The organism is Polaromonas sp. JS666, from assembly GCF_000013865.1.
Lineage (GTDB): Bacteria > Pseudomonadota > Gammaproteobacteria > Burkholderiales > Burkholderiaceae_C > Polaromonas.
In genome coordinates, this window is the sequence record NC_007948.1 from 2000414 (window position 1) to 2012606 (window position 12193).

The following is a 12193-nucleotide window of genomic DNA, read 5'->3' on the forward strand; positions in this document are numbered from 1 at the left end:
CCTACATCGGGTTCCGCCAGAGCTCAACACCCTGCTATTTACTAGAACTGCATAATCCGTGGTGATATCAAAACTAGACGAAAAAGGGAGGGCGCCGCTGCATGCTTGACGACATCAAAAAAACACTCTGGGCGACCGCCGACAAGTTGCGCGCCAATATGGACGCCGCCGAATACAAGCACCTGGTGCTGGGCCTGATCTTCGTCAAGTACATCTCCGACACCTTCGCCGCCCGCCGGTCAGAAGTCGCCACCCGGCTGGCAGATCCCAAAGACGAATACTTTTTTGAAGGCGCCACGCCCAAAACCTTGGCTGTTGAGCTAGAAGACCGCGATTACTACAAGTCGGTCAACGTCTTCTGGGTACCCGAAGCTGCCCGCTGGGAAAGCCTGCGCGCCGCGGCCAAACAGCCTGACATCGGCAAGCGCATTGACGAAGCCCTGACGCTGGTCGAAGTGGAAAACCCAAAGCTCAAGGGCATCCTCGACAAGCGTTACGCCCGCGCCCAGTTGCCCGATGGCAAGCTCGGCGAGCTGGTGGACTTGATTTCGACTGTCGGGTTTGGCGACAACCCTTCGGTAGCGCGCGACATCCTGGGCCAAGTGTACGAATACTTCCTCGGCATGTTCGCCAGTGCGGAAGGCAAACGCGGCGGGCAGTTTTACACGCCGGCCAGCATCGTCAAAACCCTGGTCGCCGTGCTCAACCCGCACAGCGGCAAGGTGTACGACCCGTGCTGCGGCTCGGGTGGCATGTTTGTCCAGAGTGAAAAGTTCATTGAAGCGCACGGCGGCAAGCTGGGAGATGCATCCATCTACGGACAAGAGGCCAACCCCACCACCTGGCGCCTGGCCGCTATGAATCTGGCAATTCGCGGCATTGACTTCAACCTGGGACGCGAACCCGCCGACACCTTTGTGCGCAACCAGCACCCCGACCTGCGCGCCGACTTTATCCTGGCCAACCCGCCTTTCAACATCAGCGACTGGTGGCACGCCAGCCTCACGGGTGACGCCCGCTGGCAGTACGGCGACCCGCCGACCGGCAATGCCAACTACGCTTGGCTGCAGCACATGCTGCACCACCTCAAACCCACGGGTCGTGCCGGCATTGTGCTGGCCAATGGCAGCATGAGCTCAAGTCAGAACAGCGAGGGCCAGATCCGCGCCGCGATGGTTGAGGCCGACGTGGTTGAGGTCATGATTGCACTGCCGGGCCAACTGTTCTTCAACACGCAAATTCCTGCCTGCCTGTGGTTTCTGGTCAAGAAGAAAACCCGCAGACAAGGCGAAGTGCTGTTCATTGATGCCCGCAAGCTCGCCACCATGATCAGTCGGGTGCAGAGCGAGTTCACCGACGAGGTCATAGCCCGAATTGCCAACACAGTGGCAGCCTGGCGCGGCGAATCACTCCCTCTCCCCCTGGGACTGGGTGAGGGTGAGGGTGAGGGTGAGGGCTCCCCGGCCCCAGCTCCCTACGCCGACATCCCGGGCTTCTGCCGCAGCGTCAAGCTCAAAGAAATCGCCCAGCACGGCCATGTCCTCACCCCTGGCCGGTACGTAGGTGCAGAAGAGGTGGAAGACAACGATGAAGACTTCGCCACCAAGATGCAGCAGCTCACTGAAAAGCTGGGTGAGCAGATGGCGAAGGGGGCGGAACTGGATCAGTTGATTCGGCAAAAGCTGGGGGGGCTGGGGTATGAGTTCTGACGTTTCTTGGCAACGACAGACGTTGAAGGCGGCGGGAATTAGCCTGATTGACTGTGACCACCGCACGCCACCAGCCGCAAATGAAGGCTACCCATATATCGCCATACCTCAGTTAAAGAACGGGCATGTTTCATTGGATGGCGTCCGACGTATTTCTCCGGAGGACTATCTGGAGTGGACCAAGAAGCTCAAGCCTCAAACGCATGACGTAATTGTTGTTCGGCGATGCAATTCCGGAGATAGTGCGCTTATCCCGCCGGGCCTTGAATGCGCTATTGGTCAAAACCTTGTCATTCTTCGTTCAGATGGAAAAACCGTCCAACCACAGTTTCTGAGGTGGCTTCTCAATGGGCCAGATTGGTGGGAACAGGTCTCGAAATTTATTAACGTTGGCGCTGTTTTTGATAGTCTGCGTTGTAGAGACATTCCTAACTTTGAGCTGACCATCCCGCCGATAGACGATCAGCGAGAAATCGCAATCGTGTTGGATGCCCTCGACGACCGCATCGCTCTCCTACGCGAAATCAACACCACGCTTGAAGCCATCGCCCAGGCGCTGTTCAAGTCGTGGTTTGTCGATTTCGACCCCGTGCGCGCCAAGATGGAAGGCCGCGTCCCCGAAGGCATGGACGAAGCCACAGCGGCGCTATTTCCAGATGGGTTTGAGGAGTCAGAGCTGGGGCTGGTGCCGCGAGGATGGACGGTGGACAGGCTTGATACCTGGCTGAGTGTTCTTGAAACAGGACGGCGACCGAAGGGCGGTGTTGGCGGCATTTCCGACGGCGTACCAAGTATTGGGGCTGAAAGTATTGTGCGTATCGGTCAGTTTGACTTTGGGAAAACCAAGTATGTGTCGCATGATTTTTTTGCCAACATGAAGTCAGGCGCTTTGATTTCTCACGATGTCTTGCTGTACAAAGATGGTGGTAAGCCGGGTGTTTTTTTGCCACGTGTCTCAATGTTTGGTGATGATTTTCCGTTTGAAAGGTGTGGCATTAATGAGCATGTTTTTAGGATGAGACTCAAGGCACCTTTCAATCAACCATTTCTATATTTTTGGCTTTGGAGTGATGCCGTAATGCATGAATTGAAGCATCGGGGGGGGAAGGCGGCAATTCCAGGAATCAACCAGTCTGATGTAAGGGAGCAGGAGCTTTCAGTTCCAAATGCGTCTGTTTTGAACCGATTCGACGAACTAGTTTCTCCATTGGTCGGCCGGATATTCAGCAATGCAAAGCAAGCCCAAACCCTCGCCACCCTCCGCGACACGTTGCTCCCACGCCTGATCTCCGGGCAGTTGCGGCTACTGGAAGTTGAAGACGACATAGTTACTGCTGCCGCCTGAACACCCAGGGTTTACACGGCTCTTCGCTCAACAATAATCTGAACATGAGTCAACGCCCCCGCACCATTCAAATTTTTCTGCCAGCGGGCGATCCGCGAGGTATTCGCGTAGCGGCGCTGACGACAAGTATTGTGCAGGTGATCGAGGTACCCAGGCCGCTACTGCCGGAGTTCCTTCTGATGCCTGAATCACGGCAGGTCGGCGTCTATTACCTGATCGGCGACGACGAAGAAAAAGACCAGTTGTCTGTTTATGTCGGGCAAACTGGGGCCTTGGGCAAGCGGCTCAATGAGCACGACCTTGACCCGAAGCGCGAGTTTTGGAACCGTGCGCTGGTCGCGATATCGCTGACACACAGCCTGACACAGACGCATGCGATGTATCTGGAGTGGCGCAGCATCCTGCAAGCCAACGCGGCTCAGCGTTATTCGGTTGAAAACGGGAACGCCGGGACAAAGCCTCACACGCCAGCCTGGCTGGAAGCGGATTGCCAGGAAATTTTCGACACCATTCGCACGCTGGTCGCGACCATGGGCCAGCCGATCTTTGAGCCGTTTGCTCTTCGGCAGAGCACCCTGGAGGACAGCGGGGCCCCTGTGACTGCCATTGCGCAGGCCGATTCACCGGTTTTGCTTCGATGCAAAGGCGCTGGCAGCGACGCGACGGGCCAATACACCGAAGAGGGAATGGTGGTTCTCAAGGGCTCCCGCGGCCGATTTGAAGTTGCTAAAAGCATGATCCCGATGTCTGCAGGAAAGCACCGGCAGCGCTTGATTGATGCAGGTGATCTTAAGATCGAAGACGAGGCCTACGTGTTTCAGCGGGACGTGCTGTTCCGGTCGCCCAGTGGAGCTTCAGATGTGGTGCTTGGGCGGAGTTCCAACGGCTGGATGGAATGGAAAGACGCAGCTGGGAAAACGCTGGATGAGTTGAAGCGCCAGAAGGTTGTGGCCTCGGGCGCCTTGGCATGAAGTGCAGAAGGTGTTGGAGGATCTGGGCATCGTGACCGAGCTGACTGGACAGAAGAAAAACCGCAGCTTCAGTTATCAGCCATACATCGAACTGATGACGCGTTGACCATCGCAAATGCAACAACCCGACAGGTGACATCAGGGAGGCGTCATGACCGAAGACCAACTTGAACAGGAAACCTTAGCCTGGCTGGCCGATGTGGGATACACCCATCGCTATGGTCCCGACATCGCCCATGATGGTGCTATGCCCGAGCGCAGCAGCTACCGCCAGGTGTTGCTGCCGTTTCGCCTGCGCGAGGCCATCCAGAAGCTCAATCCCGGGATCCCTACTGCCGCCCGTGAAGATGCCCTCAAGCAGGTGCTTGATCTTGGCATACCCGCATTGCTGACGGCCAACCAGCACTTCCACCGGCTGCTGGTGGCCGGTGTGCCGGTGCGGTACCAGAAGGACGGTGAAACTCGGGGCGACTTTGTGCGCCTGATTGACTGGGCTGATCCTGAGCGCAACGAGTGGCTGGCGGTTAACCAGTTCAGCATCAAGGGCCCTCACCACACACGCCGGCCCGACATTGTCTTGTTCGTCAACGGCCTGCCGCTGGTGCTGCTAGAACTGAAGAACCCGGCGGATAAAAACGCCGACATCTGGCGAGCTTACGACCAGATTCAGACGTACAAAGAGCAGATTCCCGACGTATTTCAGACTAATGAGGTGCTGGTCATCACCGACGGTACCGAGGCGTTGATGGGGTCGTTGTCGGCCGATGCCGAGCGTTTCATGGCCTGGCGCACCATCGACGGCGTGACGCTGGATCCCTTGGGCGAGTTCAACGAACTGCAAACCCTGGTGCGCGGCGTGCTGGCGCCGGCCTATTTCCTGGACTTCCTCCGTTACTTTGTGCTGTTCGAGGACGATGGCGCCCTGGTCAAAAAGATCGCCGGTTACCACCAGTTCCACGCTGTGCGTGCTGCCATTCTCCAGGTGGTGGACGCATCGCGTCCGGGAGGCTCCCAAAAAGGCGGTGTGGTCTGGCACACCCAGGGTAGCGGCAAGAGCATCACCATGACCTGCTTTGCCGCCCGCGTCATGCAGGAACCGGCGATGGAGAACCCCACCATCGTCGTCATCACCGACCGCAACGACCTGGACGGGCAGTTGTTTGGCGTGTTCAGCCTGGCACAAGACCTGTTGCGCGAGCAGCCGGTGCAGGTGAGTACCCGTCAGGATCTACGCGCCAAATTGGCCAACCGACCTTCTGGCGGCATCGTATTTGCAACTATCCAGAAATTCATGCCTGGCGAGGACGAGGACACGTTCCCAATGCTGTCCGACAGGCACAACATCGTCGTGATCGCCGATGAGGCTCACCGCACACAATATGGCTTTGAGGCTAAGCTCAAAGGCAAACAAGGGCAGGAAAGTTACCAGGGCGGCTATGCCCAGCACTTGCGCGATGCGTTGCCTAACGCGACCTTTGTTGCATTTACCGGCACTCCCGTCAGCAGCACCGACCGCGACACCCGGGCCGTGTTCGGCGACTACATCCATATCTACGACATGCAACAGGCCAAGGACGATGGCGCCACCGTGGCCATCTACTACGAGTCGCGCCTGGCCAAACTCAGCCTGATTGAGTCCGACCTGTCGCAGATGGACGAGGAGGTCGACGAACTGGCCGAGGACGACGAGGAAAGCCAGCAGGCCGTCCTCAAAAGCCGCTGGGCCGCTCTCGAGAAGGTTGTTGGCGCGGAACCGCGCGTGGCCAGCGTGGCAGCCGATTTGGTAACTCACTTCGAGGAACGCAACAAGGCACAGCCCGGCAAGGCGATGGTTGTGGCCATGAGCCGCGACATCTGCGTCCACCTGTACAACGAGATCGTAAAGCTGCGCCCGGACTGGCACGATGCTGACCCGGAGAAGGGCGCCGTCAAGATCGTCATGACCGGCTCGGCAAGTGACAAACCACTGCTGCGTCCGCACATTTACAGCGCCCAGACCAAGAAGCGGCTGGAAAAGCGCTTCAAGGACCCGGCCGATCCGCTGCGCCTCGTGATCGTGCGTGACATGTGGCTGACTGGCTTTGACGCCCCTTGCGTGCATACCCTGTACGTGGACAAGCCCATGAAGGGCCATAACCTGATGCAGGCCATAGCCCGCGTGAATCGTGTGTTCAAGGACAAGCAAGGCGGCCTGGTGGTGGACTATATCGGCATCGGCAACGAGCTGAAGTCGGCCATGAAGGAATACACCCAATCAAAGGGCCGTGGCCGTCCCACGGTGGACGCGCATGAGGCGTATAGCGTGCTCGCGGAAAAGCTTGATGTGCTGCGCTCCATGCTGCACGGCTTTGATTACACCGGATTCTTGACTGGCGGACACAAAACCCTGGCCGGTGCCGCCAACCATGTGCTGGGCCTCAACACCGGCTCGTCCCGGGACGGCAAGAAGCGATTTGCCGACACTGCGCTGGCCATGAGCCAGGCGTTTACGCTGTGCTGCACGCTTGACGAAGCCAAGGCAGTGCGCGAGGAAGTGGCCTTTATGCAGGGCGTGAAGGTCATCTTGACGAAGAAGGAGCTGACGGCCAAGAGGCGCACGGATGAGGCGCGCGAACTGGCTATCCGGCAGATCATCAGCTCGGCGGTGGTGTCCGAGAGTGTGGTGGACATCTTTGACGCCGTGGGCCTGGACAAGCCCAACATCGGCCTGCTGGATGACGAATTCCTTGCCCAGGTCAAAAACCTGCCGGAAAAGAACCTGGCTGTGGAGCTGCTGGAGCGGCTGCTGGAGGGGGAAATCAAAAGTCGCTTCACAAGCAATGTCGTACAGGACAAGAAGTTCTCGGAGATGCTGGCCAACGTCATCACTCGCTATCAAAACCGCTCGATTGAAACAGCGCAGGTCATGGAAGAGCTGGTGGAAATGGCCAAGAAATTCCGTGAAGCGGCATCCCGCGGAGAGTCGCTGGGGCTGACCGAGGACGAGGTGCGCTTTTACGATGCGCTGGCTAACAACGAGTCAGCGGTACGCGAGCTGACCGACGAAACCCTCAAGAAGATCGCCCACGAGCTGACCGAGAACCTGCGTCAGAACCTGAGCGTGGACTGGTCAGAACGCGAGAGCGTGCGAGCCAAATTGCGCTTGATGGTCAAGCGCATTCTGCGCAAATACAAATACCCACCGGATCTGCAGGACGCTGCTGTGGAGCTGGTGCTGAAGCAGGCGCAGGTGATGGGGGAGAGTTGGTCGGTGTGATGCCAATATGACCGACAGGGACCATGGTTACGGTGCCTACTTGATCCTTGCCCCAGAGGGCACTAGGCAACACTGCGACCAGATCATCACGTGTCACACCTTTGACAGCCTGCGCCTGCCAGGCACCGCATAAGCGGGCAAGGTACGTGTGTCTCAAGTGCCTGATGATTGCCATGTGGGCCATCCACCTTGCCACCCGTTCCGCCCGACTGTGCTCCCTATAGTGAATTGCGAGGTCTGCAACGTTGCAGACCGGTTCCCCAGTTCACAAAGGAGAAAGCATTGTCAACAACCACGCCTACCATGTCAGTTCCCTTGGTCCAGCAAATCGAAGCGCGCCAGGCTGAGCTCGGCCTGACTGACCGGCAGCTTTGCGATGCCCTCGGGTTTGAGCGCGAAATCACCCTCGTGCTGATCAAGCAGGGCACGATGAAGCTACCCATCACCAAGGTGCCGGCCCTGGCCGCGGCACTGTCGCTTGAGCCCGTCGACGTGTTCCGGGCGGCTCTTCAGGGGTCCTCGCCCGACTTGATCTCGGTCATCGAGGAGGTCTTTAACCCACTGCACCTGACCACCAGCGAGATGCGCCTGATCCGCCACCTGCGCGACCTGGCAGGAGACCGACCAGCTGCGCCTATGGTCTTTGATGGCAAGGGCGTGATTGCCTTGGTGACCCCTTGAAACCAGGAGGGCAAGGATATGAGTTGAACTGACGCGGTTTTCCTTAGTGAAACCGAAGGACCCCGGCTGATGCAGGCGCTGCAGCTGTTAATAAGCGCTATGGGCATGGGACGGCCTTGTCGGATGCTGCAGGACTGGCCGGGGAGCGCCGGGTCAACACCTTCTGTCCCGATCGAAATATACGACCCTTAGATCCCAATTAAACTCATTTTGTGCCTATGCTTCTGCATCACGTCATGTTGACTTTAAGCCCTATACAGATCCGATGCCCCGACTCTTTATTGCTGCATGGCCCGACTCCGTAGTGTGCGCTCAGCTCGCTGAGTACTCGGCGAAGTGTGAATGGGCCAACCACGCCAAGCTTGTTGCAGCAACGGATTTCCACCTAACGCTGCGTTTTATTGGCGAGGTGGATTTGCCCATGCTAAACACCATTCGGGAATCCCTGGCGCTGAACTTTGAACCAATCGACATTGAGCTCGGACGCCCTCAACTATGGGAGGAGGTGGCGGTTCTTCGTCCCATCTCGACATCTACTAAGTTGACTGCATTGCACGATTCAATTGAAGAGAAATTGGGTTGCCTCGGTCTTACGGCAGACCGCCGCGGCTACCGCCCCCACGTGACACTTGCACATCGAGCAAAACACTCGCGCCTGCCACAGTCCAGCGTGATAGCCTGGCGCATCAATGCGTTTTGCCTCGTGGAGTCGATCTCTTCACCAGCTGGACGATATCGCATCCTGCAGACCTATTTGGCGCACTAGGGTGCTATGGGTTGGCCTTCGTAAACTCGTCCTTGGCCACCTCGGCGGCATCGCGCGCGCCGTGCGTCGGCCAAAGTTCATAGCCCCAGTCAATCAGGTGATGTATGTCCCCATCGCCCCCTGAGAGAGAAAGGTACATCGTGGCGAATGCCTCCGCCCAGATGATTTCGGGCGTCTGGCCAGGATGGGTGTCGGTGCTGGATTCCATAGCTAAAGTATGACCTAAACCGGGCTGCTTTGATATTCTGCGCAATTGAAGTCGTAGACACGGTTCCAGCATCCATGCGGGTTAGCGGGCCGATGGTTTATCGAGACGGGTTTCTAAAGTGGTCAATATGTGCTCAACCCAGGATGTCGATCGGACGCAATGCAGCTACTTTCGGCACCCTCCTTCAAATGGAGGATGTCCCAACCGTTGAGTTGGGGCGAGAATGTCTCCCAATGTGGAGCTAACCATGCGTCGGCTACAGCCAGCATCGACGACGCGACAGGAAAGAGGCCACAAGGCGACTATTGGCAATTGTCGGAGCCTAACAACCGGTTCAGCGGACGGCGTTCCGCCGCCGCTGAACCGGGGCGTTGAGGCTGTATTTTTAGTCCAAAAACTTGAAATGAATTCTTCAACGAGAATACTGACCTCTCAGAATCGCGCATACGGCGCGATCGGAACCTGGGGAATGGTAAAAGTACTCTCGATTTGCCCTTGTCAGAGTGAATGCGGACTAACAATACGGCCTCGTTGGGCCTCGCAAGTACACGCCTGCAGACCGTCCGAACAGTCGTGCAGAACCCGAGAAAGGAGGAGGTCTGGTTCGGCACCGTTTTTGGTTTCCATTCAAACTTTCTTGGAGCGACAAATGCAGACTTCCTTTGAACATAATCGTTCGTACAACAAACTCCCGACAGTGTTTGATGCAGACTTGGCACTTCGGCAGAGAGACCGCGACTCAGTCATCGAGGAACTTCTAATCGTAATTGAGGACCATGGCCTTCAGAACTCGGTTGGCCTACGCCTCCTACATCGGCACAACGAAATCGCCGAAAGCGAAGTAATGCTGGAGGAAGCTCGCTTCGACGAACATGGTCTTGCGTTGGTCACACTGGCAAGCCCAGTGGCGGCTGTCGATTCAACAGTTGCAGCCAACAGCTGGATGCTCGACGGAGACGAGTTCATTGCCGTCGAGTACTCACGCGCATCCCTGTTGCAGTCCCCTGGAGTTAGCCCGAAGACTCAACCACTATTCTTCAGCGCACTTCAGCGAAAGCTGCGTGAGTTCGATGTTGAAACGTGGGTTGGTCCTGCGCTGATTGAAAGCGACTTCGTATCCTCGCACTCACAAGGCCGTGAGCTACTTCTTGAACAAAGTGCGTTCGATGATCGTGCAAACGTCCTGCGATATGTATCGATCGACGAAATCGCTCCAAGTGGCGTCGTAGAAACTTTTTGGGTAGCCTCCGTAGAGGCCGCAACAAGGAAGTCACCTGCCACCAAAGCCCCAGGCGGGACAAAGACGATAAAAAAGGTCTGCAAACGAATCTGCCCGTCAGTACAGAATCCGCCTGTGCATCAAGGCACATTCATCCACACGTGAGCGAGGCCTAACCCAGCATTCCAGCGGACCGCCTTCGGCGGCCGCTGAATTCAACCGTTGAGGGTGTACTTTTAGTCCCGCCAGGGCGTTGATCTGGCGCGCGACTTCCATGGCTTGATGCACCCAACCGCAGCACATCGACGTCCAATTGAAGGTTCCGAAGATGCTTTTCAGGGTGCCCGTATGGCTGAAACCACCACCTGGGCGAGATCCTACCGACACAAAAGCGTTATGGATTTGTGACTGTAGGTGGCTGGCGTTATCCTGCGGGAATGAGCAAACCTTCAGTCAACCGCCCAGCGGCTTCTCAGCGCTTGCGTCGCATTGCCATTCTTGTCGATGAGCCAGATCCTGGTCAGTTTTACTGGGTGCTGCACGAAAGCACTGAAGATGCAACCGTGTGGCTGGATTTACAGTCGTCTGAAGCGACTTTCCCCAGCTGGCTTGCCGCCCATGATGCTGGCAACAAAGAATTGCTGAGGATGGTCAGGGACAAGAAAACAGGCCCACTTGCAGCTGGTGAAGACGAAAACACCAGCCCGGTCGGCTGACCGCACCGCGCCTACAGGTACGCCATGTGCAACCTTTACGTGCCTCCAGATTACCATCGCTTGGGCACACCCAACATGAAGGGCTTATGGGGCAGCTACGTTGCGCCGCTCAAGCCAGGGCCCTACATGCGCGGCAATGGTGACATCACAGTGGGTCAGTGGGGCATGATCCCGCCGGGCTGCAAGATTCGCGTTCCTACTGCGCCCAATGGCACGCGGCTGAGCACCAACAACGCGCGGCGTGAGGGCCTGGCTGTCGCCAACACCTTCAAGGGGCCGTGGCTGGTCGGTCAGCGCTGCCTGATCCCGGCCGAGAGCTTTCAGGAGCCCTACTACCCACCGGGCAGTGCCAAGAGCATCGCGTGGCAGTTCCAACGTGCCGATGGCGAGCTGTGGGCCTTGGCCGGGCTTTATGCCGAGTGGACAGAGCCGGAAACCGGAGACATCGTGCCCAGCTACACCATGATCACGCAAAACTGCGACGGCCACCCGCTGCTCGCGCTGATGCACAAACCCGAGGTGGACAAGACCACCAAGGGGGTGCTGCCGGCAGATAAGCAGGACAAGCGGGCCGTGGTGCCCATCGAACGGGACCGCTGGGACGAGTGGCTGAACGGTAGCATCGAGCAGGCTGAAGCCCTGATCCAGGTGCCGCCGCTGGAGATTTTCAGGCACGGCGCCGTCGACGGGGCCAAGAACATCCCTCTGCCTGGCGCAGCGCGAAATACCCAGGTTGTGACCTCGGGAGAAGGATTATTCTAGTCAGAATCACTGTATATTAAACCAGTGATTTATGACGTTTACGACCTTGGGCCACCTGGCCCCGACGCTGATCCGGTCAGCGCCCTGAATCGCGGCCGCCGCGGCGATCTGATCATTGCTAAGCGATTCCCGAATTCGCCCTGGGACAACGCGCGCGAAGCACGCCTCTATGAGCCAGGCACGCGCAATGAGTTGCTGCCCCCGCTCCTCTATGTCGACCGCATCCTGATGAACAGCCACAGCATGGTGCTTGAGGGCCAAGTCGTTGTGGCCAGGCGGCAGACTGCGAAGTCAAAAACCGAGACCCACGCCGCTCGCTGGCTGTGCAAGCTACCTGGCACGCCAGCCGTAGTAAACACCGCGAAGTTGCAGGCCCGTCAGGCGAAGCTAAAGGCCGACATGGCCGGTGACGGGTTCCATCCGGCCTATGACGACATCGCCGACCAACAAAGCACCTACGGTCCGCTGGACGATTCCATCAACCCATAGAAAACCTCGCCATACGTACATCGAACGGTGGCGAAGAGGTTGCCGGTTACCATTCTGGAATCAGGAATGTC

The 12193-nt window shown here is 57.6% G+C and carries 11 protein-coding genes; 10 read left to right on the plus strand and 1 reads right to left on the minus strand.

The annotated features are described in order from the left end of the window. The first annotated feature begins 101 nt into the window (after positions 1 to 101). From BPRO_RS09635 to thpR, 6 genes are all read left to right on the plus strand, one after another. Positions 102 to 1709: a type I restriction-modification system subunit M gene (locus BPRO_RS09635; RefSeq protein ID WP_011482870.1), complete on the plus strand. Its 1608-nt coding sequence runs from the start codon at positions 102 to 104 to the stop codon at positions 1707 to 1709. Then, positions 1699 to 3054 carry a restriction endonuclease subunit S gene (locus BPRO_RS09640; protein WP_011482871.1) on the plus strand — a complete coding sequence of 452 codons (1356 nt, stop codon included), beginning with the start codon at positions 1699 to 1701 and terminating at the stop codon, positions 3052 to 3054. Before BPRO_RS09635 ends, BPRO_RS09640 begins: the two co-directional genes overlap by 11 nt. Positions 3055 to 3098: 44 nt before the next feature. Then, the gene (locus BPRO_RS09645; RefSeq protein WP_011482872.1) at positions 3099 to 4025 is read left to right on the plus strand and encodes a GIY-YIG nuclease family protein; all 927 of its coding nucleotides are present in this window, start codon (positions 3099 to 3101) and stop codon (positions 4023 to 4025) included. Positions 4026 to 4176: 151 nt separating this feature from the next. After that, positions 4177 to 7281: a type I restriction endonuclease subunit R gene (locus tag BPRO_RS09650; protein ID WP_011482874.1), complete on the plus strand. Its 3105-nt coding sequence runs from the start codon at positions 4177 to 4179 to the stop codon at positions 7279 to 7281. Positions 7282 to 7584: 303 nt separating this feature from the next. Next, positions 7585 to 7962 carry a hypothetical protein gene (locus tag BPRO_RS09655; protein WP_011482875.1) on the plus strand — a complete coding sequence of 126 codons (378 nt, stop codon included), beginning with the start codon at positions 7585 to 7587 and terminating at the stop codon, positions 7960 to 7962. Between the two features lie 265 nt (positions 7963 to 8227). Further along, positions 8228 to 8728 (plus strand): RNA 2',3'-cyclic phosphodiesterase, encoded by a 501-nt coding sequence (gene thpR, locus BPRO_RS27975; protein WP_011482876.1) that lies wholly within the window; start codon positions 8228 to 8230, stop codon positions 8726 to 8728. Between the two features lie 4 nt (positions 8729 to 8732). On the opposite strand, the gene BPRO_RS09665 is transcribed toward thpR, so the two are convergent. Next, a complete protein-coding gene (locus tag BPRO_RS09665; RefSeq protein WP_041388679.1) occupies positions 8733 to 8936 on the minus strand; it encodes a hypothetical protein in 204 nt (67 codons plus the stop codon). A 649-nt stretch (positions 8937 to 9585) separates the two neighbouring features. Here BPRO_RS09665 and BPRO_RS09670 point away from each other — a divergent pair. From BPRO_RS09670 to BPRO_RS09685, 4 genes are all read left to right on the plus strand, one after another. Continuing rightward, a complete protein-coding gene (locus BPRO_RS09670) occupies positions 9586 to 10320 on the plus strand; it encodes a hypothetical protein (RefSeq protein ID WP_041388681.1) in 735 nt (244 codons plus the stop codon). Positions 10321 to 10592: 272 nt separating this feature from the next. Further along, positions 10593 to 10871: a hypothetical protein gene (locus tag BPRO_RS09675; protein WP_041388683.1), complete on the plus strand. Its 279-nt coding sequence runs from the start codon at positions 10593 to 10595 to the stop codon at positions 10869 to 10871. Between the two features lie 75 nt (positions 10872 to 10946). Then, positions 10947 to 11633: an SOS response-associated peptidase gene (locus BPRO_RS09680; protein WP_232291521.1), complete on the plus strand. Its 687-nt coding sequence runs from the start codon at positions 10947 to 10949 to the stop codon at positions 11631 to 11633. A gap of 24 nt (positions 11634 to 11657) precedes the next feature. Further along, positions 11658 to 12122 (plus strand): hypothetical protein, encoded by a 465-nt coding sequence (locus BPRO_RS09685; protein WP_011482881.1) that lies wholly within the window; start codon positions 11658 to 11660, stop codon positions 12120 to 12122. Positions 12123 to 12193 lie beyond the last annotated feature (71 nt).